General features: G+C 67.1%; 24 protein-coding genes and 4 tRNA genes. 13 read left to right on the top strand and 15 right to left on the bottom strand.

Annotation, left to right across the window (positions count from 1 at the left end; all coding sequences use genetic code 11):
- Positions 1–72: 72 nt before the first annotated feature.
- Together tig and AC0Z9V_RS02985 are read right to left on the bottom strand one after the other, a co-directional pair.
- Entirely contained in the window at positions 73–1593 is a 1521-nt protein-coding gene (gene tig / locus AC0Z9V_RS02980; protein ID WP_485140655.1) for a trigger factor, read from the bottom strand.
- A gap of 69 nt (positions 1594–1662) precedes the next feature.
- Positions 1663–1736, bottom strand: a tRNA-Pro gene (locus AC0Z9V_RS02985).
- Between the two features lie 114 nt (positions 1737–1850).
- On the opposite strand from AC0Z9V_RS02985, the gene AC0Z9V_RS02990 reads away from it, so the two are divergent.
- A tRNA-Gly gene (locus AC0Z9V_RS02990) sits at positions 1851–1921 on the top strand.
- 97 nt (positions 1922–2018) lie between these two features.
- Here AC0Z9V_RS02990 and AC0Z9V_RS02995 read toward each other — a convergent pair.
- Positions 2019–2897 carry an Fpg/Nei family DNA glycosylase gene (locus tag AC0Z9V_RS02995; RefSeq protein WP_133080636.1) on the bottom strand — a complete coding sequence of 293 codons (879 nt, stop codon included), beginning with the start codon at positions 2895–2897 and terminating at the stop codon, positions 2019–2021.
- On the bottom strand, positions 2890–3360 hold the full coding sequence (locus AC0Z9V_RS03000) for a ribose-5-phosphate isomerase (protein WP_133080637.1): 471 nt from the start codon (positions 3358–3360) through the stop codon (positions 2890–2892). Before AC0Z9V_RS03000 ends, AC0Z9V_RS02995 begins: the two co-directional genes overlap by 8 nt.
- A gap of 209 nt (positions 3361–3569) precedes the next feature.
- On the opposite strand from AC0Z9V_RS03000, the gene pepN reads away from it, so the two are divergent.
- From pepN to AC0Z9V_RS03020, 4 genes are all read left to right on the top strand, one after another.
- On the top strand, positions 3570–6122 hold the full coding sequence (pepN, locus tag AC0Z9V_RS03005; protein WP_485141267.1) for an aminopeptidase N: 2553 nt from the start codon (positions 3570–3572) through the stop codon (positions 6120–6122).
- A gap of 70 nt (positions 6123–6192) precedes the next feature.
- Positions 6193–6693 (top strand): OsmC family protein, encoded by a 501-nt coding sequence (locus AC0Z9V_RS03010; RefSeq protein WP_485140656.1) that lies wholly within the window; start codon positions 6193–6195, stop codon positions 6691–6693.
- 123 nt (positions 6694–6816) lie between these two features.
- Positions 6817–7449 (top strand): mechanosensitive ion channel family protein, encoded by a 633-nt coding sequence (locus AC0Z9V_RS03015; protein WP_485140657.1) that lies wholly within the window; start codon positions 6817–6819, stop codon positions 7447–7449.
- Entirely contained in the window at positions 7446–7985 is a 540-nt protein-coding gene (locus AC0Z9V_RS03020; protein WP_133080640.1) for a globin, read from the top strand. Before AC0Z9V_RS03015 ends, AC0Z9V_RS03020 begins: the two co-directional genes overlap by 4 nt.
- Before the next feature lie 124 nt (positions 7986–8109).
- Here the strand turns inward: AC0Z9V_RS03020 and AC0Z9V_RS03025 are convergent, their stop codons facing one another.
- Positions 8110–8778, bottom strand: coding sequence for a DUF8185 domain-containing protein (locus AC0Z9V_RS03025; protein WP_485140658.1), 669 nt, complete (start codon positions 8776–8778; stop codon positions 8110–8112).
- 7 nt (positions 8779–8785) lie between these two features.
- On the bottom strand, positions 8786–9250 hold the full coding sequence (locus AC0Z9V_RS03030; protein WP_485140659.1) for an acyl-CoA thioesterase: 465 nt from the start codon (positions 9248–9250) through the stop codon (positions 8786–8788).
- A 204-nt stretch (positions 9251–9454) separates the two neighbouring features.
- Here AC0Z9V_RS03030 and tesB point away from each other — a divergent pair, with 204 nt between their 5' ends.
- Positions 9455–10375: an acyl-CoA thioesterase II gene (gene tesB, locus AC0Z9V_RS03035; RefSeq protein WP_133080643.1), complete on the top strand. Its 921-nt coding sequence runs from the start codon at positions 9455–9457 to the stop codon at positions 10373–10375.
- 128 nt (positions 10376–10503) lie between these two features.
- On the opposite strand, the gene ettA is transcribed toward tesB, so the two are convergent.
- Positions 10504–12186, bottom strand: a complete 1683-nt coding sequence (ettA, locus tag AC0Z9V_RS03040; protein ID WP_133080644.1) for an energy-dependent translational throttle protein EttA — start codon at positions 12184–12186, stop codon at positions 10504–10506.
- Between the two features lie 56 nt (positions 12187–12242).
- On the bottom strand, positions 12243–12845 hold the full coding sequence (ssb, locus tag AC0Z9V_RS03045; RefSeq protein WP_485140660.1) for a single-stranded DNA-binding protein: 603 nt from the start codon (positions 12843–12845) through the stop codon (positions 12243–12245).
- Positions 12846–13040: 195 nt separating this feature from the next.
- Between ssb and AC0Z9V_RS03050 the strand changes: the two genes are divergently transcribed.
- Positions 13041–13484, top strand: a complete 444-nt coding sequence (locus AC0Z9V_RS03050; protein WP_133080646.1) for a DUF6098 family protein — start codon at positions 13041–13043, stop codon at positions 13482–13484.
- Between the two features lie 74 nt (positions 13485–13558).
- Here AC0Z9V_RS03050 and AC0Z9V_RS03055 read toward each other — a convergent pair.
- From AC0Z9V_RS03055 to mptB, 3 genes are all read right to left on the bottom strand, one after another.
- Positions 13559–13631, bottom strand: a tRNA-Arg gene (locus AC0Z9V_RS03055).
- 68 nt (positions 13632–13699) lie between these two features.
- Positions 13700–14119, bottom strand: coding sequence for a DUF3224 domain-containing protein (locus tag AC0Z9V_RS03060; RefSeq protein WP_133080647.1), 420 nt, complete (start codon positions 14117–14119; stop codon positions 13700–13702).
- Positions 14120–14202: 83 nt separating this feature from the next.
- The gene (mptB, locus tag AC0Z9V_RS03065; protein WP_485140661.1) at positions 14203–15723 is read right to left on the bottom strand and encodes a polyprenol phosphomannose-dependent alpha 1,6 mannosyltransferase MptB; all 1521 of its coding nucleotides are present in this window, start codon (positions 15721–15723) and stop codon (positions 14203–14205) included.
- 318 nt (positions 15724–16041) lie between these two features.
- On the opposite strand from mptB, the gene orn reads away from it, so the two are divergent.
- The 4 genes from orn to def all read left to right on the top strand — a co-directional run bounded on the left by orn (position 16042) and on the right by def (position 18745).
- Positions 16042–16644, top strand: a complete 603-nt coding sequence (gene orn, locus AC0Z9V_RS03070; RefSeq protein WP_208741325.1) for an oligoribonuclease — start codon at positions 16042–16044, stop codon at positions 16642–16644.
- Positions 16645–16770: 126 nt separating this feature from the next.
- Positions 16771–16843, top strand: a tRNA-His gene (locus AC0Z9V_RS03075).
- Between the two features lie 151 nt (positions 16844–16994).
- A complete protein-coding gene (locus AC0Z9V_RS03080; protein WP_133080649.1) occupies positions 16995–18167 on the top strand; it encodes an acyl-CoA dehydrogenase family protein in 1173 nt (390 codons plus the stop codon).
- 5 nt (positions 18168–18172) lie between these two features.
- Positions 18173–18745, top strand: coding sequence for a peptide deformylase (def, locus tag AC0Z9V_RS03085; RefSeq protein WP_485140662.1), 573 nt, complete (start codon positions 18173–18175; stop codon positions 18743–18745).
- 33 nt (positions 18746–18778) lie between these two features.
- On the opposite strand, the gene AC0Z9V_RS03090 is transcribed toward def, so the two are convergent.
- The 3 genes from AC0Z9V_RS03090 to AC0Z9V_RS03100 form a co-directional block, all read right to left on the bottom strand.
- Positions 18779–20080 (bottom strand): MFS transporter, encoded by a 1302-nt coding sequence (locus AC0Z9V_RS03090; RefSeq protein ID WP_485140663.1) that lies wholly within the window; start codon positions 20078–20080, stop codon positions 18779–18781.
- Between the two features lie 928 nt (positions 20081–21008).
- The gene (locus tag AC0Z9V_RS03095) at positions 21009–21395 is read right to left on the bottom strand and encodes a hypothetical protein (RefSeq protein WP_485140664.1); all 387 of its coding nucleotides are present in this window, start codon (positions 21393–21395) and stop codon (positions 21009–21011) included.
- Positions 21396–22222: 827 nt separating this feature from the next.
- Entirely contained in the window at positions 22223–22420 is a 198-nt protein-coding gene (locus AC0Z9V_RS03100) for a hypothetical protein (RefSeq protein ID WP_485140665.1), read from the bottom strand.
- 358 nt (positions 22421–22778) lie between these two features.
- On the opposite strand from AC0Z9V_RS03100, the gene AC0Z9V_RS03105 reads away from it, so the two are divergent.
- Positions 22779–22901 carry a hypothetical protein gene (locus tag AC0Z9V_RS03105; RefSeq protein WP_485140666.1) on the top strand — a complete coding sequence of 41 codons (123 nt, stop codon included), beginning with the start codon at positions 22779–22781 and terminating at the stop codon, positions 22899–22901.
- 434 nt (positions 22902–23335) lie between these two features.
- Positions 23336–23881, top strand: a complete 546-nt coding sequence (terL, locus tag AC0Z9V_RS03110; protein WP_485140667.1) for a phage terminase large subunit — start codon at positions 23336–23338, stop codon at positions 23879–23881.
- Positions 23882–24030: 149 nt separating this feature from the next.
- Here terL and AC0Z9V_RS03115 read toward each other — a convergent pair whose 3' ends face one another.
- On the bottom strand, positions 24031–24969 hold the full coding sequence (locus AC0Z9V_RS03115; protein ID WP_485140668.1) for a hypothetical protein: 939 nt from the start codon (positions 24967–24969) through the stop codon (positions 24031–24033).
- Positions 24970–25830 lie beyond the last annotated feature (861 nt).

Here is a 25830-nt window from a genome sequence, read left to right on the forward strand (position 1 = left end):
GGCAGCGCTTAACGAGACAGCGGTGCCGCCGCCCGGAGGCTGCGGCACCGCTGTCGGCGCTGCGGAGGAAGGCTACTTCGTGGCGGCCTTCTTCTTGGGTGCCTTCTTCTTCGGAGCTGCTTCGGTCTCGGCCTCTTCGGCTGCCTCCGGAGCCTCTGCGGCTTCGGAAGCCTCGGCGGTCTCGGGAGCCTCTGCGGCCTCGGGAGCCTCAGCGGTCTCGGACTCGCCGGCCTCGATGCCCTCGACGGCGTCCTGCTCGGTCTCGACGTCGTCGACGGTGATCGTCTCGGCGTCGTCCCCGGCGGGACGGACGAATTCGCTCAGGTCGACGGCGGCACCGCTGGTATCGGTGACCGTGGCGTACTCGAGGACCTTGGCGAGGGCCTTGCGGCGGCGGACCTCTCCGACGATCATCGGGACCTGACCGCTCTGGTCCAGCATCTGGGCGAACTGGTTCGGCTCCATGCCGTACTGGCCCGCGGTGGAGACGATGTAGTCGATCAGCTCGCTCTGGCTGACGCCGACCTCTTCCTTCTCGGCGACGGCGTCGAGGATGACCTCGTTCTGGAAGGCGCGCTCCGTGTTGGTGCGGACCTCGGCTCGGTGCTCCTCGGTGTCGTGGTCCTCGCCGGCGCTGTGGGCGTTCTCACCGTTGAAGTGCTGCTCCAGCTGCTCTTCGACGACGCTGGCCGGGACGGGCACGGCGACGAGCTCGACGAGACGGTCGAGCACCTTGTCGCGCGCCTCGACGCCCTGGTCCATGAGCTTGGACTCGGAGGCCTGCTTGGCGAGGTCGGCCCGCAGTTCCTCGGCGGTGTCGAACTCGGAGGCGAGCTGGGCGAATTCGTCGTCGACGGCGGGGAGCTCGCGCTCCTTGACGGCCTTGACGAGCACGGTGACCTGGGCATCGGCGCCGGCGTGCTCACCACCGGCGAGCTTGGTCTCGAAGATCGCGGTCTCGTCCGTGGACAGCCCGGTGACGGCCTCGTCCATGCCCTCGAGCATCGTGCCGGAGCCGATCTGGTAGGACAGGTCCTGCGCCGAGTCGACCTCTTCGCCGTCGACCGCTGCGGTCAGGTCGATCGTGAGGAAGTCGCCGTCCTTGGCGGGGCGGTCGACGGCGGCCAGGGTGCCGAAGCGCCCACGCAGCTCGTCCATCGCCTTCTCGATGTCCTCGTCCGACGCCTCGACGGGTTCGACGGTGACTTCGATGCCCTTGTAGTCGGGCAGCTCGATCTCAGGACGGACATCCAGTTCCACGGTGAAGGTGAGCTGGCCGTCCTTCTTCGCAGGATCGGGGACCTCGGTGATCTCGACCTCGGGGCGGCTGAGGGGACGGATTCCCGTCTCCTGCACGGCGCTCTGGTAGAAGCCGTTCAGGCCGTCGTTGATGGCGGTCTCGATCACGTAGCCGCGGCCGACACGCTGGTCGATGAGCTGCTGCGGAACCTTGCCCTTGCGGAACCCTGGAACCTGGACCTGGGTGGCGATGGTCTTGTAGGCCTCGTCGATGCTGGGCTTCAGTTCCTCGAAGGGAACCTCGACGTTCAGCTTCACCCGGGTGGGGGAAAGGGTTTCAACAGCGCTCTTCACAGCGTAGGACTCCTGAGATGATTGGGATTGGTTCTGCAGCGGAGGCACTTTCCTCATCACACGACAGAGTCGGGGTGACAGGAGTTGAACCTGCGACTTCCTGCTCCCAAAGCAGGCGCTCTACCAAGCTGAGCTACACCCCGTAAGTGCGAGTGCCAGTCTACGCACCTTTACGTCCACCGCGCACATTTGGCGATCGCGCGGCAGCTGTGGTGTAGTTATATGCGTTCCACGGGGTCCCGAAAGGGGCCCGTTGCGGGGATGTAGCTTAATGGTAAAGCCTCAGTCTTCCAAACTGATTACGCGGGTTCGATTCCCGTCATCCCCTCTCCTTCCGCTGTAAAGCGGCCCACCCGGACTCCTCGTCCGGGTGTTCCTGTTTAAGTACACCGCTTCGAGCACACCGCCCGGCGGCCGCGGGGGCGTCAGTCCGGCTGGCAGGACGGGCACCAGTAGACGGTGCGCGCGGCCATCTCCGCACTGAGGACCGTGGTCCCGCACCGGCGGCAGGGTTCGCCCGTCCTCTTGTAGACGTAGTTGGGAGCCGATCGCTTCGGCCTCCCGTTACGGGCCTCGACCGTCGTCGTGATGATGCGGCCCTCGCGCACGCCGTCCCTCATCAGCCGGACGGTGTCGGCCCAGATCCCCAGCGCTTCGTCCTCCCTCAGCTGCTTCCCCGGGCGCCAGGGGTTGATGCCCTGCAGGAACAGCACCTCGGCGCGGTAGATGTTGCCGATCCCCGCGATGACCGCCTGGTTCATGAGCTGGATCCCGACGGGCGTGATGCTCGACAGGACCTTCGCGACGAAGGCCGACCCGTCCGGCCGGGGCTGGAGCGGATCCGGGCCGAGCTTCGCGCGGGCCGTCGTCTCGTCAGCGGTCGTGATCACCTCGCAGGCGGTCGGCCCGCGGAGGTCGGCCCAGCCGTGCTCGGACACGAACCGGACACGCACAGCGCCCACGGGTTCCGGTGGTCCCGCATACGCCGTCGGACCGCCCTCCGACGGCTGCTCGGACTCCCCCACGCGGCGGGGCGCTCCGATGCTCGAGGCCCCACGGAACGTGGCGTCCCCGCCGAAGGTCCACGCGCCGTACAGCCCGAGGTGCACGCGCAGCACGCGGCCGTTGTCGAAGCGCAGGAACAGCTGCTTCCCGTGGGCGAGGGCGCTGAGCAGGGTGCCGCCGTCGAGTTGCGCCGCGCCCGCGGCGAAGCGGCCCTGCGGACTGGACACGGCCAGCGTCTCGCCGACGAAGACGGACGAGAACTGTTGCGCCAGCCGGTGGACCGAGTGGCCCTCAGGCAACGCTGCCCGTCTCCTCGTAGCGCGCGATCTGGCCGATCCGGCGGCTGTGCCGTTCGGCGCCGCTGAACGGCTCGGCGAGGAAGGCCTCGATGATCCCGGTGGCTTCCTCCACGGAGTGCTGACGGCCGCCGACGGCGATGACGTTCGCGTCGTTGTGCTGGCGTGCGAGGCGCGCCGTGTCGAGGTTCCAGGCGAGTGCCGCCCGGACCCCGCGTACCTTGTTCGCTGCGATCTGCTCACCGTTGCCCGAGCCGCCGAGCACGATCCCGAGCGCCTCGGTCCCCGCTGCGCGATCATCGACGACGGCCTGCGCGGCGTCGATGCAGAAGGAGGGGTAGTCGTCCTCGGGATCGTAGGACGTCGGACCGTGGTCGACGACGTCGTGGCCGGCCGCCGTGAGGTGGGAGAGCAGGTGGGCGCTCAGCTCCATGCCGGCGTGGTCGGTGGCGAGGTGGACGCGCATGGCGATCGGTTCCTTCTCGTGGCGCCGGGAAGAGCCGGCGGTGGCTGCGGGATACGTCCGCCCAGCGTGGCAGGACCCTTCCAGCCTAGTCCGGACCCGCTGCGCACCGGGCCATCCTCACGCCGGCGCCCGGTGGAGTGAGAGAATACGAAACGCCGCGGTCACCTGCGAGCACCCGCACACCACCCTGGAGGCGATCCTTGCCCGGTCTGAACCTGACGCGCGACGAAGCACGTACACGCGCCGATCTGCTCACTGTCCACTCCTACGAGATCACCCTCGACCTGACCCGCGGCGACCGCGTGTTCGGATCGACGACGGTGATCTCCTTCGACGCGCAGCAGGGCGCCTCGACGTTCATCGACGCCGTGACGGACACGGTCCACCGCGTCGAGCTGAACGGCGTGGAACTGGACCCGGCGGAGGTCGCCGACGGTGTCCGGATCCAGCTGCCCGTCCTGGCCGCCACCAACAGGCTCGTCGTCGAGGCCGACATGCTCTACATGAACACGGGCGAGGGTCTCCACCGCTTCACGGACCCGGTGGACGGCGAGGTCTACCTCTACACCCAGTTCGAGGTCCCCGACTCCCGGCGGGTCTTCGCCGTGTTCGAGCAGCCGGACCTGAAGGCGACGTTCCGCTTCGCCGTCACGGCGCCGTCGCACTGGGACGTCATCTCGAACACCACCACGCCGGAACCGGTCCAGGCAGGGGCCGGCGCGGACGGCGGCGCCAGCGCGACGTGGTACTTCGAGCCCACGCCCGTCCTGTCGTCCTACGTCACGGCCCTCATCGCGGGCCCGTACCAGTCCGTGCGCAGCGAGCTGACGAGTTCCGACGGCAGGACCATCCCGCTCGGCGTCTTCGCCCGGAAGTCGCTCATGCAGTACATGGATGCCGAGAACATCTTCGCGCTGACGCGGCAGGGCTTCGCCTTCTTCGAGGAGCAGTTCGGCGCACCGTACCCGTTCGGGAAGTACGACCAGCTGTTCGTCCCCGAGTTCAACGCCGGCGCCATGGAGAATGCGGGCGCGGTCACGTTCGTCGAGACCTACGTCTTCCGCTCGCGGGTGCCCGATGCGACCGTCGAGCGGCGTGCCATCACGATCCTGCACGAACTCGCCCACATGTGGTTCGGCGACCTCGTCACGATGCGCTGGTGGAACGACCTCTGGCTGAACGAGTCCTTCGCCGAGTTCATGTCCACGCTGGCCGCGGCCAGGGCGACGGAGTTCGAGCAGGCCTGGACGACCTTCGCCATCCTCGAGAAGGGCTGGGCGTACCGCCAGGACCAGCTCCCCTCGACGCACCCGATCGTCGCGCAGATCAACGACCTCGAGGACGTCCAGGTGAACTTCGACGGCATCACCTATGCCAAGGGTGCCTCCGTCCTCAAGCAACTGGTCGCGTGGGTGGGGCAGGAGGAGTTCATGCAGGGCGTGCGGCAGTACTTCGCCAAGCACTCCTGGCAGAACACGGAACTGGCCGACCTCCTCTCGGAACTCGAGGCCGCCAGCGGCAGGGACCTCCAGGCGTGGTCGGCCCTCTGGCTCGAGACCGCCGGCGTCAACACCCTCCGCCCCGAGTTCGAGACGGACGACGACGGCACCATCACCTCGTTCGCCATCCTCCAGACGGCCATCGAGGCCTTCCCGACCATCCGCCCGCACAGGCTCGCCGTCGGTTTCTACGACCATGACGACGACGGCGCCCTGGTGCGCGTCCACCGCCTCGAGCTCGACGTCGACGGCGAGCGCACCGAGGTGCCCGAGCTCGTGGGCCTCGCGCGCCCGGCGCTCGTCCTGCTGAACGACGACGACCTCGCGTACGCGAAGATCCGCCTCGATCCCGCCTCCCTGAGGACCTCCGTGCGGCACGTGAAGGACTTCCGCGACTCCCTCCCCCGTACGCTCGTGCTCGCGTCGGCCTGGGACGCCGCCCGCGACGGCGAGACGGCCGCCCGCGACTACGTCGAACTGGTCCTGCAGAACATCGGGGCGGAGTCCGACTCCTCCGTGGTCCTGGTCCTGCTCCGGCAGCTCGCCTCCACCCTCGCGTTCTACGTCAACCCCGACGACCGCGAGGCGATGGGCGACGCTGCCGCGGACAGCCTCCTCGAGCTCGCCCTGGCCGCCGATGCCGGCTCCGACGCCCAGCTGCAGTTCACGAGGGCCTTCTCGGCGCACGCCCGCACGGCATCCCAGCTGGACACCGTGTCGGCGATGCTGACTGGCGAGCAGGTCCCCGAGGGCCTCACCGTGGACCAGGACCTGCGCTGGGAGCTGCTCACCAGCCTCGTGGTGGGCGGGCGCTCCGGCGAGGCCGGCATCGACGCGGAACTGCGCCGCGACTCGACGGCCACCGGGCAGCTCGCGGCAGCAGCGGCCCGGGCCGCACTGCCGACCCCGGAGGCGAAGGAAGCGGCCTGGGCGGCACTCGTCGACGCGACGGACCTGCCGAACGCCACCCAGCGCTCGATGATCTCCGGGTTTACGCGGGTCCATGACCGCTCCCTCCTCGAACCGTTCGTCGACCGGTACTTCGCGTCGATCCAGGAGGTCTGGGCCACCCGTACCCACGAGATCGCCCAGCAGATCGTCGTGGGGCTCTACCCCTCGCTGCTCACCACGCCGGCGACGCTCGATCGGACCGACGCCTTCCTGGCGGGACTCGGGACCGACTCGCCGTCGCTGCGGCGCCTGATCCTCGAGAGCCGGGACGGCGTCGTGCGCGCACTCGCGGCGCAGGCCGCGGACAGGTAGGCGGCCCCGGCACGGGGAGGACACCGGTCCTCCCCGTGTCCGGGCCCGCGCCGCGTACTAGGTTGGATCCATGAACCTGCAGGAACACCACTACTCGGCGCGGGTCCGCTGGACGGGCAACCTCGGCTCGGGGACCTCCGGCTACCGGTCCTACAGCCGTGACCACGAGATCGAGGTCGACGGGCCCGGATCCCTGGCCGGCACCGCGGATCCCACCTTCCACGGGTCGAAGGACCGGTGGAACCCCGAACAGCTGCTGCTCACCGCCGTGGCCCAGTGCCATCTGCTGTCCTACCTCCATGTCGCGGTGAAGGCCGGCGTCGTCGTGACCGGATACCGGGACGCAGCGACCGGTACGCTGCGCGTGAACAGCGACGGCAGCGGGGAGTTCACCGGCATCACGCTGCACCCGCACGTGGAGGTGGCCGACGCCGCCCAGACCGCCCTGGCCGATTCCCTGCACGCGGAGGCGAACCGGCTGTGCTTCATCGCGCGGTCCCTCGACTTCCCGGTGCACCACGAGCCGAGCTCGGCGGGCCCCTCGAGCAGCACCGCGGGCGCCTCGGGGTAGGGACGCACCACCTCGTGGGACCGCCCTGCCGTCGCTGTAGCCTGTTAAGGCGTCCCCGCGCCCCGGTCATCGACCGATGATCCCGAGCGGACCTCACCCGGGCGCCTGCACGAAAGCGACAACATGACATTCCTTCCCTCCCTCGGCTACGGCGGCCAGGTCATCGGCGCCGTCATCATCCTGATCGGCGCCCTCCTCCTGTGGCTCGTCGTCCGCTTCCTCATCGCACGGTCGGTCAAGCGTGTCCAGGACGGCTACAGCGTCTTCAAGAAGCCGCACTTCAAGTGGGCGCAGCCGGCCCTCCGCCCGTTCGACAGCGCGCGGCGCGTGCAGCGGGCCGAGACGATCGGCGGCCTGATGTCGAGCATCGCTGCCGGGACCATCGCCATCGTGGCCATCCTCATGGCCATCGAGACCCTCGGCTTCAACATCGGTCCCATCCTGGCCAGCGTCGGCATCGTCGGTATCGCGATCGGTTTCGGTGCCAGGGAGGTCATCCGTGACGCCTTCCTCGGCTTCTTCATCACCATCGAGGACCAGTACGGGATCGGCGACACCATCGAGGTGGGAGACACGGTGGGCGTCGTACAGTCCCTCGGCCTCCGGATCACCCGGATGGTCGATGCCGACGGAGCCATCTGGTACGTGCGCAACGGAGACATCACGAAGGTGGGCAACCGGTCGCAGGGGGACTACGTGGCACCGCCGGCCGAAGGGGCAGCGCCCGCTGCCGCTGCTACGGAGGGACAGGCATGAGCACCAGCGAGCACGACGGGGCAGCTTCCCCGGGCGAGAACAGGCCGCAGGGCGAGGTACCTCCCGCTCCCGGCCTCCCGCTCCCGGTCTCCGGGGTCCGTCCCCCGTTACCGGCCGAACGGCTCGTCGTGGCGGGGCAGCAGTTCAGCCAGCCGCAGTACACGGACAACTTCTACGAGGCGATCGGCGGCCATGCGACGTTCGTGACGCTCGTCGACGCGTTCTACGACGGCGTCGCCGGCGACGACGTCCTCCGGCCCATGTACCCGGAGGAGGATCTTGGGCCCGCGAAGGAGCGGCTCCTGCTGTTCCTCGAGCAGTACTGGGGCGGTCCGAAGACCTACGGGGAGCAGCGTGGACACCCCAGGCTGCGCATGCGGCACATGCCCTTCCGGGTCGGGCCCGAGGCGCGGGACCGCTGGTTGCACCACATGCGTGCCGCCGTGGACGCCCTGGCTCTCGCTCCCCTGCACGAGGCCACGCTGTGGGACTACCTCGACCGCGCCGCACACTCGATGGTCAACGCGGCGGACTGAGTCCCCGTGCGCCGGGGACGGCACGCGCACGGAGTTTCGCGGCCGCGCCGGGGACGACGCAGGTGACCCCGTCCCGGGGACTCGAGCGCTGGTGGTCGTGGCCGGAGTCGTCCTGGGGCGCTCCCTAGAGGATGGCTGCCGCGCGGACCAGGATGTGCCCGCGACGGGTGCTCAGGCGGGACCAGCGGCCGTTCGTGTGCAGCGTCGCCGTCCCGCCCGGCTCCAGGAACCCGAGACTGAAGGCCCCGAAGGCGGCTCCCGCCGGTACCGCGCCGGCTGCACCTGCGAGGGCCCGGCCCCAGACGGCGGTCCGGGCGCTGCTCACGAGCGGGGCGCCCGCCCGGTCCGGCAGGCTGCGGGCCACTTCCCCGATGCCATCCCTCGCAGCCCGGTCGAGGGCATCGCAGCCGATGGTCCCGGCGTGCTCCCAGCCGGAGCGGGGCGGCAGGACGCCGGCCCAGTTCTCCGTCGTCGTGACCGTCGGCACGGCGAACTCGACGTCGGTGTCCCCCATCCGGGCGAGACGGTCGAGGACGGATCCCAGGGACACCGTGACATCCACGGCGGTCACGGCGCCCGCGTCCGCCGCGAGCGCCATGGTGCGCAGGCCGAGAACCGTGGGGACAGGCTCCCCCAGCACCGTGGGGCGGAGGGTGCAGACATAGGCTGCCAGGACCGGGCCCGCCGCGACGAGCCGCATGCCGCCGTCGTCGTTGGCCCTGGCGCGCGCGGTGAAGGTCCGGAAGTCGGCGACGGTCTGCGGGTCCGCGAGGCGCACGAAGGGGGAGGTCATCCGGGTGCTACTTGCTGCGCGCGCGGCGGAACGGGACGGCAGGGCCGGCCCAGGCGGAAAGGATGCGCTTCTGCGCCTCCGACAGGCGAACGGGTCGCCCGGTGCTCCGGCTGACCAGCACCATGGTGGTCGCAGCGATCGCGCTGATGGTGCTTCCCTCGCTCTCCACGCGGTCCCGCACGGCATAGCCCAGTTCGAAGCTGGAGCCGCCGACGGCGGTCACCCAGAGGTCGACGGCGGCGGGTGTGGTGCTGAAGTTCAGCGGGGCCCGGTATTCGATCTCCTGCCGGCCCACGAGCGTGAAGTGATCGGCATCGACCAGGTCCATGAACGACCCGCCGGGCCGGGGCTCGCTCATCAGCAGCACGCGCGCGTCCTCGAGGAACTGCAGGAAACGGACGTTGTTGACGTGGCCGTAGGAGTCCTCGTCGCCGAATCGCAGCTGGAGGGGGATGGTGTGCACGGGAGACATAGGGCCATACTCTCAAAAGCTGCTCGGCCGGAGCGATCCGCAGGTCCCGTTCAGACTCCGGTGTGAGCAACGCCATGCCGTCGTGCGACCGGCATGTTGAGCGCCGGTGGGACGGCGTCTACTGTCAGTAGATGCCCGGGACCGCCTCGCGCGGCCGCCGGGCTCCACTGCACCAGACGCCGCCCTACGAGGAGACACCGAACCATGGCAGAACACGCGCCCCCGGCTGAAGCACCGGCGGAGGGAGGACCGCGGAAGGATCCGACGGCGACGCTCCTGGACCTCCTCGACCTCAGCAGTGCGGAGGGCGCCCAGACGGACGAGGAGATCTTTGTCGGGACCTCGGTCCGGCAGCCGAGCCGCCGCGTCTTCGGGGGGCAGGTGCTCGCGCAGTCGCTCGTCGCGGCGATGCGCACCGTCGAGCCCAGCCGGGACGTGCACTCGATGCACGCCTACTTCCTTCGTGCCGGGGATGCGGACCAGCCGATCACGTTCGGGGTGCAGCGCCTGCGGGACGGGCGCTCGTTCTCGGCGCGCCGCACGCACGCCTACCAGAACGGCGTGCCCATCCTGTCTATGATCGCTTCCTTCCAGGAGCCGGATGACGGGATCGTCCACCAGGACACGATGCCGGCGGACGTGCCGGACCCCGAGAGCCTGCCCTCGACGGTCGATCTCCTCGGCGGTTTCGACCACCCCGTGGCCCGCGCCTGGGCCTTCGACCGTCCTTTCGACATCCGGCACATCGACGCTCCCCTGTACCTGTCCAACGAGGGGTCGCGGGAGCCACGGAACGCTGTGTGGATGCGCAGCCTCGGGCCGATGCCCGACGACCCCGACCTCCACCGCGCGGCCCTGGCGTACGCGAGCGACTACACCCTCCTGGAGTCCATCCTGAGGCCGCACGGGCTGAGCTGGATCCAGCCCGGCATGAGCGTGGCCAGCCTCGACCACGCGATGTGGTGGCATCGCCCGGTCCGCGTCGACGACTGGCTGCTCTACGTCCAGAGCTCCCCCAGCGCGTCGGGAGCCCGCGGGCTCGCTGCCGGACGCATCTACAACCGCAGCGGCGACCTCGTGGCCAGTGTGGCGCAGGAGGGCATGGTCAGGATTCCGTCCGCCTGAGGGATTCTGCCAGGTCCCGCCGGTGCCCGCGGGCTTGCAGGGCGCGGATCCGAGCGCATACCAGCGGACACGAAAGGAGGGACACGGCATGATGCCGTGTCCCTCCTTCGTGTCCGGTCGCGGTGCCCCTAGTCGCGGGTGAGGCGGCGGTGCGTGACGCGGTGCGGCTTCGCGGCGTCCGGTCCGAGCCGCTCCACCTTGTTCTGCTCGTACGCGTCGAAGTTGCCCTCGAACCAGTACCAGTTGTCCGGGTCGTCCTCGGTGCCCTCGTAGGACAGGATGTGCGTTGCCACCCGGTCGAGGAACCAGCGGTCGTGCGAGACGACGACGGCGCAGCCGGGGAACTCGAGCAGTGCGTTCTCGAGGCTCGAGAGCGTCTCGACGTCGAGGTCGTTGGTCGGCTCGTCGAGGAGCAGGAGGTTGCCACCCTGCTTGAGCGTCATCGCGAGGTTCAGGCGGTTGCGCTCACCGCCGGAGAGCACGCCCGCCTTCTTCTGCTGGTCGGGTCCCTTGAAGCCGAACGCCGAGACGTAGGCGCGGGACGGCATCTCGACCTGGCCCACCTGGATGAAGTCGAGTCCGTCGGACACGACCTCCCACAGCGACTTGTTGGGGTCGATGCCTCCACGCGACTGGTCGACGTAGGAGATCTTCACCGATTCGCCGATACGCAGTTCCCCGCCGTCGAGGGGCTCGAGGCCCACGATGGTCTTGAACAGCGTGGTCTTGCCGACGCCGTTGGGACCGATGACGCCGACGATGCCGTTGCGGGGCAGCGAGAAGGACAGTTCGTCGATGAGGACGCGGTCGTCGTACCCCTTGCGCAGGTTGCGCGCTTCGATGACCTGGCTGCCGAGCCTCGGGCCCGGCGGGATCTGGATCTCCTCGAAATCGAGCTTCCTCGTGCGCTCGGCCTCCGCTGCCATCTCCTCGTAGCGGTTCAGGCGTGCCTTGGACTTCGTCTGGCGGCCCTTGGCATTCGAGCGGACCCACTCGAGCTCCTCGGTGAGACGCTTCGACAGCTTCTGGTCCTTCTTGCCCTGGACCTCGAGGCGCGCGCGCTTCTTCTCGAGGTAGGTCGAGTAGTTGCCCTCGTAGGGGTAGAGGTGCCCCCGGTCCACCTCCGCGATCCATTCGGCCACGTGGTCGAGGAAGTACCGGTCGTGGGTGACGGCCAGGACGGCACCGGCATAGGACTTCAGGTGCTGCTCCAGCCAGAGGACGCTCTCGGCGTCGAGGTGGTTGGTGGGCTCGTCGAGGAGCAGGAGATCCGGCTTCTGCAGCAGGAGCTTGCACAGTGCCACACGGCGGCGCTCACCGCCGGACAGCACACGCACATCGGCCTCGGGCGGCGGGCAGCGCAGTGCATCCATGGCCTGCTCGAGCTGGGAGTCGAGGTCCCAGGCGTCGGCGGCATCGATCGCTTCCTGCAGCTTGCCCATCTCGTCGAGCAGCGTGTCGAAGTCGGCGTCGGGGCTTGCCATCTCCTCGGAGATCTCGTTGAACCGCTGGATCTTCCCGTAGATCTCGCCGACGCCCTCCTGGACGTTGCCGAGTACGGTCTTCTCCTCGTTCAGGGGCGGTTCCTGCAGGAGGATCCCTACGGTGTAGCCGGGGCTCAGGCGCGCTTCGCCGTTCGACGGGGTGTCGAGGCCCGCCATGATCTTCAGGATGGTCGACTTACCGGCACCGTTCGGTCCGACGACGCCGATCTTCGCTCCGGGGAAGAAGGACATGCTGACGTCGTCGAGGATGACTTTGTCGCCAACGGCCTTGCGGGCCTTGGTCATTGTGTAGATGAATTCCGCCATGCGTCTAAGGCTAGTGGTTGCCCACCGTGTTCTCCCATTCGGGGCGGCCTGCGACGCTAGAACGGCGCGGACGCCTCCTCCAGCACCTCGGTCCGGTTGACCGTGTCCGCTCCACCACCCGATCCGGCCGCCACCCCCTCCGCGAGCTGTCCTGCGTCGTCGTCCGAGGATGCTCTGGCGGCGGGAGCGCCGTACACCTCGCCGGTGGCGGCGTCGACTCCGTCGGGGACGCCGTCATCCCCCGGGATGTCCGCCGTCTGCTCGTCCCCGCCGACGCCGGGCTGCGCCTCGGAACGGTCCGCGGCTGTCCGCCGGAAGTTCGCGGTGCCCCACATCAGGTCGTGGCCGGCGGTGTCCGCATCGATCTCGACGGACGTGCCGGTCCGTCCTTCCGCGTTGATCCACGGGCGGATCTTCAGTCGCCCGGTGACGATCACGCGGTCGCCCTTCCTGATGCTCGCTCCGGCGTTGGTGGCGAGCTGACGGAACATCGAGACGGAATACCAGTTGGTGTGGCCATCGACCCACGCGTTGGTTTCCTTGTCGAACCGGCGTTCGGTGGAGCACATGCGGAATCCTGCGATGGGCAGCCCGCTCTGGGCCAGGGTGAGGCGCACGTCGGTCGCCACGTAGCCCCGCACAGTGATGATGTCGGTCATGATTCGTCCTTCCGGTGGTGTCGAGGGCGGCGGTACCTTCCCGCCCGGCTCAAGTCTCGAGGGGCCGACACCGGGGCGGAGGCCGGACCCGTCCTATGTGGACAACGCCTAGATCACCGGGGGGCGGAGCGGAAGCCCGGCAGGAGTACCAATTACTCCTTGAGGCGGTCGGACCGGGATTCCTAGCGTGGAGGTATGGACACCGCATCACCGCCCCAGGCCACAGCAACCCACCAGCGCATGATCGGCACGCTCCGCGAGCTGGTTGATCTCGTCCAGGGCTCGGAGACGGTGTACCTGCGTTATTCGTGCGGCTTCGAGGCCGACCGCGACTCGAACAGCAGGGACGGGGAGAGCGGACTCGCCCTGCCGGGCCTGTCCGTCAATCCGCTGACACCCGAGGAGTGGTGGACGCGGCCCCTGGAGGACTGGCTGGCACGGCAGATCTGCCAGTACCGGCATCTGGCGGAGGACGAGGAGCGCTTCCCCTGGGTGCTCACCGGATCGTGCGTGGGACGCGGCCCGGATTGCGAGCCCTTGCTCGCCGACGTGAAACCCCTCGGCAGGCTGCACGGGGACCTCCTGCAGGAGGCCGGACGCGTGTACGACGAGAACTTCGACACGGGCAACCGCCCCTAGGCAGGCGCCCGCCACCGAGCATCACAGGCGGGACGGGAAAGGGCCGGACACCATGGTGTCCGGCCCTTCTCCCGTGCCCCCGGCAGGATTCGAACCTGCGACCAGAGGATTAGAAGGCCCCTGCTCTATCCCCTGAGCTACGGAGGCAGTCCGTCCAGTTTACTATGGGCCGTTCCGGCCCGTCCCAGGCCCGCGGACGGCGGCCCTGGGGAACGCTATGCCTCGTCCTCGGCGAAGGCCACCCTCAGCTCGAGGCGATGCTGGCCGTCCGGATCCTGCGAGTAGATCGCCTTGCCCGAGATACCCCGGAGTCCCTCCGTCCCCGAGCCGGGGATGATGTGCCCCGAACTGGCCGCGTCGGCTCCTTCGGCGACACCCCAGTGCTGGACGGTCATCGAGCCGGTCCTGTCCCCCACCGTCCCGACGAACTGTTCGGACGCCACATAGCCTGCGCCGACGTCGTTCCCGGCCATCAGCAGTTCCGCGGTGCTCGTGCCGCTGATCTCCCCCTCGAACACCTTCGCGGCGCGCACGCGTGACAGTTCTCCGGTGCTGCCGGGCTCCGAGTAGGGTTCGGCGTCCCAGGCGGTGATCTCGAACTCGCCGCTGTACGTCGTCGTTCCTGTTTCAATCATCTGCATAGTATTGCCGCTCATCGCCCGTACCGCATGCCGGAATCCGACGGAGGGCGGTACGGCGGGTTCGCTGCGCGGGCAAGTCAGCGCAGTTGCCCGGGTGACAGCGGGCGGTAACGACGGCGGAACAGGACCTTCGTGCTGCGGTCCACGAAGACGAGGTAGAGCGCGAATCCGAGCGCGACGACGGCTGCCACCTGGCGTGCCATCATCAGGCTGAGGTCGAAGTACGGGAAGATGTCCAGCTGGTCCGTGATGGCATACACCATGAAGAAGGCCACCGTGAGGTAGAGGAACTTCACCTGCCAGTCGTTCCGGATCCCCGTGACCGCGAACAGCGGGATGAGCCACACCACGTACCAGGACTGGATCATCGGCGAGAGGACGACGACGGCCGCGAATGCTATGGCGAGCCGGCGGACCAGCCGGCTGTGGTCGCCGCGGAAGATCTGGAGCGCGATGATCACCAGCGAGCCCAGCCGCGCCAAGGTGTGGAACACGCCGGCGAGGTCCCAGCCGGGAAGGCCGACGGCGTCGCCGAGCGTCGCGATGACCAGCCCGATGAACCCGATCGGCGCGTACCAGATCCAGACGCTGCCGGGAGTGCTGAGCGCGCCCACCCAGCCGAACCCGAAGGTGTTCACGAGGCCCATGACCCACAGGATGCCGAGGGACAGTCCGGCCGTGAGGAACCAGTAGAGGAACCGCCTCGGCCAGGACGCACCCTTGCCCGCCCACATCAGCCCCACGAACGGCAGGAAGATCAGGGTGATCGGCTTGATGCCGACGGACAGGGTGATCAGCAGGATGCCCAGGAGCGGCCGCTTCGTCGCCGCGAGGTACAGCCCGGCGAGTGCGAGTCCGATCATCAGGGAATCGTTGTGGATGGCGGCGACGAAGTTGATCAGGAACAGCGGGTTGGCGACGGAGAGCCAGAGCGCGCGGTTCGGATTGATGGAGTGGAGCTCCGCGAGTTTCGGGACGATGTAGACGCAGAGGGCCACACCGATGAGGGCGACGACCCGGAACAGGATGATCGAGGTGTCCGGGTGCCCGCCCGTGATGCGGACGATCCCCTCCTCGATCCAGAGGAAGACCGGCCCGTAGGGCGTGGGGCTCTGCGCCCAGAGATCGTCGGCGCCGATCTGCAGATAGTTGGAGATCTGGGAGTAGCCGTCCACGTAGGGATTCAGCTTGGCCACCATGACCTGGCCCTGGGCGATGTAGGCGAAGACGTCCCGGCTGAACAGCGGCAGCGCGGCTGCGAGCGGGATCGTCCACGCGATGATCGCCCGGAGCAGGTACGGGCGGGTCTCATCCGACCAGCCGTTGAGCCGCTGGCCCAGCCGGAGCCACGCCCGGATCAGGAGCATGCCGCCCAGCGCCAGGAGCAGCACGGACAGCACGGCACCGGCCGGCTCGAAACGGAGCCAGATGATCACGGGGTTGCGGCGGAGCTCCGCCGAGGCGAGGGAGAGCCAGCCGACGCCGAGCGACCCCATCCACATCAGCAGGGATCCGATGAACCCCTGCACCACGGCGACATTGGGATGATGCGGGCCCGGCTGCGTCTCGACCTCGGTGAGCGGGACCTGGGCGGGCATCTGGGAAATCCAATCGTCGGCAAGCAGAAGGGGCGGGAACGCCCATGTCCTCAGGCCGTCAGCCGGGGGCTGGACGGCGGGCATACCGCAGAGCGGTGCCCTGGCCGGAAGCAGCAGGGTTACCCAGATCTCCCCGCAGCCCTGAGCGAACTGTTCGAATATTAGCACCGGCACCAGGGGCTGCCGGGGAAGGGCACAGGGCCCATCCCCGTCGACAGGGCCGCCGATGCGTGGGCCGACACGGGGGGGTCGACACGTGGGCCGACACCGCGGTTCCCGCCGCCGGGAAGCGTCCCTACCGGGCGGTACATTGGTCGGATGCCGATATCGAGTGAACACATCGTCTGGATCGACTGCGAGATGACGGGGCTGGACCTCGTGAACGACGCCCTGATCGAGGTCGCCGTCCTCGTCACCGACGCCGAACTCAACATCCTGGGCGACGGCGTGGACGTGGTGATCAAGCCCACGCCCGAGGCCCTGGCCCAGATGGGCGACTTCGTGCGGAACATGCACACGACGTCGGGCCTGCTCGAGGAGCTCGACGGCGGCATCCCCATGGCGGAGGCCGAGCAGCAGGTCCTCGACTACATCCGGACATGGGTGCCGGAGCCGCGCAAGGCCCAGCTCGCCGGTAATTCCGTGGGCACGGACCGGAACTTCCTCGTGCGTGACATGCCGAGCGTCGTCGACCACCTGCACTACCGGATCATCGATGTGTCGACCATCAAGGAACTGGCGCGCCGCTGGTACACCCGCGCCTACTTCCAGGCCCCGGCGAAGACCGGTGGGCACCGCGCCCTGGGCGACATCGAGGACTCGATCCGGGAGTTGCGCTACTACCGTGCCGCCGTCTTCGTTCCCGCGCCCGGACCCGATTCCGCGACCAGCAAGGCCATCGCCCGCACGATCGCTCCCTGACGCCCTGCGCTCCCCCGCTCCACCGGCGGTCCGGAGCACGGGAAAAAGTGTGTAAACTTGTATCCGCTGCCTTTCGCAGACAGCCTGGCCGGAGATCCTCGGTCTGGCTGGCGGCGAAGACACATGGTGGGTATAGCTCAGTTGGCAGAGCGCCTGGTTGTGGTCCAGGAGGTCGCGGGTTCAACCCCCGTTACTCACCCTCAGTTGCCAGGGAAGACCCTGGCCACCTATGCCGTCCCGGAGACCGTCCGGGACGGCATACGTATTTCCGGCCCAGCACGCCCGCCCCGGAGGGCAGCCATGACGGTCTGCGTGATCCTCCGGTCGACAGCAACGAAGGACCAAGAACGATGGAACGCACGGTGTTCGAAGAAGATCACGAGCTTTTCCGCGATGTCGCCCGCGAATTCAACGAACGCGCCGTCGCCCCCCACTACGCGGGCTGGGACCAGCAGCACATGATGGACCGGTCGGTGTGGACGGCGGCGGGAGAGCAGGGACTGCTCGGACTGGCCGTCCCCGAGGAGTTCGGCGGCGCAGGGATGCCGGACTACCGGTTCCGCGCCGTGCTCGACGAGGAATTCGCCCGCAGCAACCATCTCGCCGTCGGACTCGCCTTCCACCTGCATGACGACCTCGTCCTGCCGCACCTGCTGGCCCACGGCTCCGACGACCTCAAGGAGCGCTGGCTGCCGGGCATGGTCTCGGGCGAGATCGTGACGTCCTGCGCGTGGACCGAGCCCGGCGCCGGCAGCGACCTCCGCGGCATCCGCACCAAGGCGGTGCGTGACGGCGACGACTGGCTCATCACGGGGCAGAAGGTCTTCATCGGCAACGGCATCAGCGGTGATGCCTCACTCGTCCTCGCCCGCACGGACGGCAGCTCGGGTCGCGGCTCCAGCGACTCCTTCTCCCTATTCATGGTGCGCAGGGGCGAGGGGTACACCCCCGGCCGCCAACTGGACAAGATGGGGCTGCGGGCCTCCGACACCGCCGAGCTGTTCTTCGACAATGTGCGCGTGCCCGGCGCCGATCTCGTCGGTGAGGTGGGACAGGGTCTCCGCTACAGCCTCGAACAGATACCCCAGGGCCGCCTCGGCATCGCCGTCGCGGCCGCAGCCCTCGCACGTGCCACCTACGAGCAGACGGTGCGGTACGTGACCGACCGGAGTGCCTTCGGCGAGCGTGTGCTCGACTTCCAGGCCACGCGCCACGTCCTCGCCGATATCCTGACGGAGGTCGAGGTGACCGAGACCTTCGTCGACCGGGCGGTGCTGGCCTTCAACGCCGGATCGCTCACCCCCACGGCCGCCGCGCAGGCCAAGCTGTGGGCGAGCGAGCGGGCCAAGTCCATCACGGACCGGTGCCTGCAGTTGCACGGCGGCTACGGCTACATCCTCGAGTATCCGGTGTCGCAGGCCTTCCTGGCCGCGCGGCTGCTGACCATCTTCGGCGGCACGAGCGAGATCATGCGCGAGTCCATCGGGCGGTCGATCGCCGGCCGCCCCACGCAGAACAGGTAGGTCCCATGGCTGTCCACCCCATCACCATCACGGGCGAACCGGTCCTCCATCGGCGTGCCCAGCCGATCGAGGCCTTCGACGACGAGCTGCGCACGCTGATCGCCGACATGTTCGAGACCATGGACGTCGCCAACGGCGTGGGCCTCGCGGCGCCGCAGATCGGCGTGGGACTGCGCATCTTCGTCTACGGCATGGAGAACGACGACGGCGTCGCCCCGCGCGGCGTGCTCGTCAATCCGACGCTCGTGACCTCGAAGGTGCCCGGATCCGATCCGGACCCGGACGAGGAGTCCGAAGGTTGCCTCTCCGTCCCCGGGGAGGCGTTCCCGCTCAAGCGCGCCGACTGGGCACGGGTCTCCGGGTTCGACGGCGACGGAGCCCCGGTCGAGTTCGAGGCGACGGGCTGGTTCGCCCGGTGCATGCAGCACGAGTACGACCACCTGGACGGGAAGCTGTACGTCGACCGCCTCGACAACCGGCAGTCCAGGAAGGCCAAGAAAGCCCTCAAGAACCACGGGTGGGGCGTGCCCGGGCTCACCTGGATGCCCGGCGTCGATCCCGACCCGTTCGGCCACTAGGACACCGGTCCCGCGTGGGCCCGCTCATCCCGGTCAGGCGTTCTCGGACGCGCCGAGACGATCGGCGGTGTCGGCGGGCACGGGAGCCTCGGAGAGGTCCTCCAGCCGCCGGACACGGCGCAGCGGCCCGAGCAGGGCGACGAGCGGAGCGCCGCACGCGATGACGACGCCGATGAGGATCCCCTCGCGGATCCCGATGGTCTCCGCCAGGATGCCGGCGATCAGGCTCGCCAGTGCGAGCATCCCCCAGCTCACCGTCCGTGATGCGGCACCGAGGCGGCCCATCATCCCCGGCGGGCAGACCCGTTGCCGGAAGCTGGAGCCGACCACGATGTTCCAGGCGACACTCGCGCCCATCACGAACATCCCGATGATCCCCCACGTCATCCCCCACCCGGGTGTGAGGATCAGGAGCGAGGCATAGCCGAGGACGCCGGGGACCATCGACCAGCGCCAGAGCGGGCCGGAGCCGAAACGCTCCCCGAGCGCATTGGCGGTGACCCCGCCGACCGCTCCGCCGAGGGAGGCAGCCGCCAACAGGAGACCGAGCCACACCTCCGATTCCCCGATCGTCCTCAGCACCAGCAGGACCAGCAGGGAGGCCGCGATGTTGCCGCCGAGGTTCCACAGGGCGGCGTTGAAGAGGATGGCCCGCAGGGGGCCCGTGCTGAAGGTGTACCGCAGGCCGTCGTACATCTCCCGCAGGATCCTCCGGTCGCTCTGCGGCTGCACCACCTCCTTGACGTCGAGGCGCTGGACGGCGACGAGGGACACGATCGAGGTCGCCACCTGGACGAGCAGGGAGTTCGATGCCCCCGCCGAGCTCGTGAGCCACCCCGCGACGGAGCGACCCGCCGCGTCGGCCGCGGCCCCGGAACCGGTGATGAGCCCGTTGCCCTCCATCAGCTCATTCGGCGTCACGGCCTGCTGCACCAGGGCGGCGTCGGCCAGCTGGAAGAACACGGACGTCACTCCCACGACGAATGCCGTTCCGAACAGCAGCGGCACGCTGAGGAACCCCAGCCAGTACCCAAGGGGCAGGAGACCGAGCACGAGGACCCGCACGACGAGCGAGGCGAGCATCACCGGCTTCCGGGGCAGCCGGTCCACCCATACGCCGATGACGAGGCCGAGGAGGAGCCAGGGAAGGAAGGTCATCCCGGCGAGCGCCGCGACCTCGAAGTTGCCGGCCTGCAGTTCCACTGCGGCGATCACCGGCAGCGCGACGGCTGCCACGGCGTTCCCGAGCACGCCCGAGGTGCTCGAGACCATGAGGGCGCGGAAGTCGCGGTTGCGCACCAGCAGGTGTCTGTCTCCGGTACCGCCAGCGCTCATCCGATCACCCTAGTCGAGGCGGCGTGCCGTCTCCGGACGGAACGGTCCAATGCACGGCTCCACTTCGGCAGCTCTTGACCGCCGGAGGAGCACGACCGATAATAGTTCGTTTCGGCAATGACCATTCGGACTCCCATCGGAAAGTTCCCGATTCCTCCCTTGGCTTACCGGGGACCGATCCGATTACCGAGCCTCGACGGTAAGCGGAAAATGGAGCGTGGAGGCCGTCCCGCGGTCGTTCCCCAGCAATACCGCTGTGGATGACCTCCAGAGGCGGCTATAGACGCCGGGCGGTCCCCCTACCTCTTGAGACCGGGTACGGGGGACCGTTTTCCGCCCTGGCACAGCCGTTACCGAGGTGAACGGGCCAACCCCGAAGCCCCAGCAGTGGGCCGGCCCGTTCATACCGTCGCGTTTGCGTACGAGACCCACGGCGGTTCCCATAGAGTAGGCCGACATGCGGCGCGGAACAACGTGCGACGCGCCGGACGCTCGACTGTTGCCGATTCGGTATCCGCCGGCGGGTCGTGCCGTACGGGAGGGAGCGCGTCAGTACGACAGTTCGTCGGGTCCCGCGAGCACCACGAGGTTGTTCCTCAGCCGACGCACACATCGGGTGACGGCCATGACGCACTTCTTCAAGATCTCCATTGATCTCCGCATTTCCCTCGAGTTGCCGGGAGTAAGCCCCTCCCCTGTTTGTACGCCCGAATGCTGCGGAAAGAGCGAGTAGTCGCCACTGCAGTGTGGGAGGCCGGCACCCGCTTATCCGGCGCGGCTACTGCGCTGAGGTCAAGGAGTTGGACGCGCCGAAGCCAACGCCTCGGCGGGGCGGTGAGTTACAGCCACCGGTACCACGCCGCACGCGGCGAGCTTCGACGTGTTATTACCAGTGCCGCAGCCGGTGGTCCTTGTCGCAGGGCAGGACCTACTTGGACAGAACCTCCAAGGAGCCAATTGTGAGCGCATCCCCGGTCGTCTCGTTCCCCGCCTTATCTTTCAGGCCGGCCACGCGGATGTCCCAGGGCCCCGCGGCGCTGCCGCTCGGTATCTCAAGCTCCGCCTTCCAAGCACCGTCTTGGGCGCCTCCAGCGATCAGTGAGAACGATCCGTTCACCGACTCTCCGGACTCCGTGTGGATGAGCTGCACCCCGCTGCCATCCTCGATCCCGTCTTGGTCAGCGAGCTGCACCCGCACCTCGACGGTCGCGGCTGCTGTAGCGACGTCGACCTTCATTGGCGAAATGAACTTCCCCGTGATCGACGGAGCGGTGGCGTCGGGAGCGGCGGTCGCTGCATCCGCGGCGGCAGTCAAGCTTTGCGCATCTCCTGCGGCTGGTTCGGTAGTGCCGGCGCATGCTGTCAACAGCAGTGCTGCCACGGTCGATAGAGCTGCTGCTCGCTTCAACGGTTCCTCCATGTGGTGATGTTCTGGCCGAGATGATCCTAGTCAAGAGTGTCGCCAACGGTGGTTAGGCTCGGCCGAATAGAGGTGACAGAGGTGACAGAGGCGCACCGGCTGGCATGCGATCACACCCTCCCGGAATAGGTTAGTGCCGCCTGGGTGTCCTGCGGAGCCGGCGAAGGGCGTCCACCGCACAACCCAGAAGCACCGCTTATCTGTGCGGAATTCCCCTAGCTCTGGCAACGTCGTCCAGACCGTAAAGGGCTTCACGAAGAATTGAACTCGTGAATTCGTCGATGTGCGATGGGGGATACTCGATGGCTCGCATGGCGTGGCTGCCGGAGGTTAACTTTCGGCGCCGGCAGCTCCAGGACCGACGCTCTCGCCCGCAACGGGTGATGAAGCTCAGTGCCCTCAAGACCAAATCGTGACCGATCAACCCGGTTGCATGACTTTGCCCGACGGCACCGAGGACCTCGCCGTCAGCCAGTCGCAGATGTGCACCCGTATGAAGTCCGGTGGCTCGCCTGCGATTTAGATGGGCGGGTGAAGCTTAAGGCGGATAGATCGCGTGAAGCTCAAGGCCAGCGTCACCAGGATGTATGACCTGGCGGAGAACCAGCGCGGGAGACTAGCCCCCTGAAAGATTTGGCCGCCAGACCTGCAGCTGAAACAGCCAGAGACCTACCCAACCACCACCTCCCTGGACAGACGCAGGTTCGGTGGCGCTCGACCGGCTAGCCCTGCAGCTCGGCCTCGGTGAATTTTACTGACATGGTGACACCGGGCCCGACAAGCAGATGCATCATTTCCTTACCCTTTGGAACCTCGACGAACCCAGCGCCTCCCTTATTGAGGAAGCGGCTGCACTTCTCGAGCAAGGCCTCCGCAGTCGCTTTTTGGATCGTCCAAGACTCCCCGTTGTACTTGACCATGGCCATAATTCTCCCCCAACCCCCGGTGCACCTAGCGGTGCGGTTATAAACACCTCAACACTACCGGCCAGCGCGCAGGTCCAGGATGTAGCCCCTGTCAGCGTCCCTCGGCTTGAGTGTGCTGCGCTACAGTTCGAGCCACAGAAATTTAGGTGGGGCAACCCTGGTTCGATGGCATTGATGACAAACCCAAAGACCCAGCAGACACCGGGCCTCGACCCCATTGATGTCGCTCTCGTCATAGCGTTTACCACCCTCGACAGCCGCTTACCGTATGCACGGCAGTCCAGGAGGGTAAGAGCGTCCGAGCCACGGACGACTCCCGACCTGGGCGCTCACTCACAACCCGAACCTGCGTATGGAAATTGCGTCCTACGCGCAGAACCCGGCGAACAGGATCGGCCGGGGCATCCGCAACCGGATTGCCACGAGCGACGAAATCAACTTGAAGATCGCATCGAAGAACGAAGCCATGCGCTGATGAACCCTCGACGGCCACGAAGGCGGTGTTTTGTCCGTGGGCATCGGTGCCGAAGTGTCAGGCCACCCGGGGACATTCTCATCATCGTTGACCCAACGAAGAACCGCGAGGAAGCAGGCTCCGAAACGTACCGGAAGAACGTGTGGGACGGGTGGACCGACGCAGCGTCGGCCCGCCTCACATCGGGGCTCCGGTGATCATCATCCTCACCGTTGGCATCAGTGCGACGTCGCTGGCGTCCTGCTGGAGCAGGACAAGGAGGCGGGCCACGACGCCCCACAAACTCGTCCGGTCTCGGGCCGCACATTCAGGGACACCAAAAGCAGCGAATACGTCGTCAGGCAGGTGTGGCTCCGCGTTTTCGTGGACACCTAGCTGCTCGACTCGGTGCGAAAGCATCGGAACTTGACCAGTGCAGGTACGCTATCGAAGCCATGCTGGCCCGGTGGCCGCAGGCTGCCGCAAAATTCGTCCAGGCCAAGGCGAACGGGCCCGAAGTGATGAACGCGCTCGGGAAGAAGGCTATGGGGCTCATCCCCATCGAACCCGAGGGTTCCAAGTACGCCCGGGCATCCGCGATCAGCCCGCTCGCCGGGTCCGGGAACGTCACCCTGCCCGCCATCGAGATCCTCCCTGGCGTGGACGAGCTCATCGAAAAGACCCGGGCGTTTCCAAATAGGGCTCACGACGACATGAACGACGCAATGTCGCAGGCCGTCGACCGGCTGCTGCTGATGGCAATGGAGCATTGCCCGTTCGAGGGCACTGAGCCGATGATTGGCGAATGGAGGGGGAATCTCGCCCTATTGATCTTGCTTGTACCCCTGACATTCAGCCGCAAGCTTCTTCACGTCCGCCCGCTCGGGATACGAGCGGTCCGCTGTTCCGGTGCCCGCACTCAATCAGGCAGCGGAATTCCACACGCGTCGCCGAACGCGGGGCCTCCCGGCGCTACTTCCTCAGCGTGGGGATTCGGCTGACCAATGGAGCGAAAAAGTCAGCCCGCGCATAGTTCGTCGTCTCGTCCGACATGGCCCAACCGGCAACTGTCCACCCCGGCAATCCGTCCCTCACGGTCTCCATTCCCGCGCACTACGGCAGTAAAAAATCCCCGCTGCCGACGAGGGACTTAAACCAGCTTCCATTGATCTATAAAGGATTGAGCCAGCCCTCGGTTAGGGATCCCAAGCCATATCTCAGGGACGGAACCAGCATCAATCGCGACGCCGCCCCGTGACTTGATGACGTGACAGTAGTACTTGGCGAGGAGCCCTGCGGAAACGATGTACGGCATTCCCGGCACGGGGTCCAGACCATTCACGATCCGTTCGAACTCATTGGGATAGTGGAACGAGTTCTTTCGGTCGGCTGGCTTGAGGAAGACTGCTTGGCGGGGGATGGTGTGGTGCGTCACTTCACCAATACTTAACTTTTTCTGCAGCAGCGGACCCAACTCCGGATAGCTTGAAACGATGCCCACACGTTCCCTGCCGCCCAAGATCTTCGCGTAGTAGCCGAGCAAGTCACGATTCGTCCACGGAGAAATCATCGTCTGTCCCGGCTTGGCTAGGTCAGCAATCTTGAGTACCGCGGTGCGATTGCCGACCACGGCGCGCACGTCCAAGGCCTCGTCGTCGGTGTTGAAGCCTTTCACCAAGGAGGCTTCCGTAGGAACTCCAACGAAGTCAGCCGATTGCAACGCCGTCGTTATGTATTCGAAAAAGTTGTCCCTGGCGCGCAGCGCCACTGTCCCCTCCCCGAAGTGCATGTAAGAGATTCGGTGCAGGACGTACTCGCGGAGGGCGGGGTACTGGTCGTAGTTGAAGAGGCAATTCCCCTCGCCATCACTGATTCGAACCATGCTGAATCTGTTCCCATTTTCGACTGCCCGGATCAGCGCCGATGCTACGAAGGTGGGGCCGGGTGCGGTAGCCAGAGATCCCTTGAGGTTGTCAGGAGAAAAGAGGGCGAGGAGCTTATCCTGCGGGTAATCCTCCGTGAATCTTCGATAGTCAGCCGCGGCTTCCTTCGAGGGCGGTGACCATACCTTTCCGCCGAGAGCTGTCACTTAGCTACAACTTCATACTGGGACCTATTCGTAGCCATTAAATTCCCTGCAGTCGTCGGCGTGTCTAGATCATTATAGCTACGAGAGGCTTTCAGGCCCTAAATCGAGCACTCCGCTACGCGCCTAACTCCTCTGAGGAAAAACGCACGGATGCCGTATAAGGGCATACGCACCATACGGACAATCAAGAGACGAAACCGGTGCACTGAGCATGCATCCACCCCAGGTGCGGCCTCGGCGTCATGTGCCCCGCCGTTCGATGGATGCTACATCGACCATGGTGAACAAGGCATGGCGGGGCACGATCGTGACCGCCATGGCGAGCGTGACAATGGTCGGTGCACTCCTGAGCGTCGTCGGGCTGGTCATAACAGCGCAGCGTGGGAACACTTGGACCATCGGCCTGAGTATCGGAGTCGCCGGCATTGCACTTCTTCCCACCGGGCCTCTCACCAACTTCCTCGAACAAGCGCCCCGTCCGCGAAACCAGCGAGCGAGCAGCCCTCGCCGTGTTCAGTTACGCCCTGCTCGCTGCCCTCATCTGCTAACTCGTAGTGCTCCTCTCCTGGGCCCATGCGAGAAGGGCAGGCCGAGGGAAAGGGCATCTAGGTGCCCAAAAATTTCAGTCAAAAGCTAACTGGCGGCCAGCTCGCAGCCAAGATCATCGGCGCCTTCGCCGTCCTCATCAAGTTCGTCCTCGACAAGGTGCTTACGCCGGCAGATCAGAGTCGGAGACCGTGAACGTCTTTACGATCCCGTCCGGCACGATCAAGGACAATCGGGCCAACGAAGAAGCAATCTACGTCCGGTCAACAACGAAGTCGATTCCCAACGCCTGGCCCGCATGCGCGCCGTTCCCGG

It is taken from the genome of Arthrobacter sp. UYP4, from assembly GCF_057291175.1.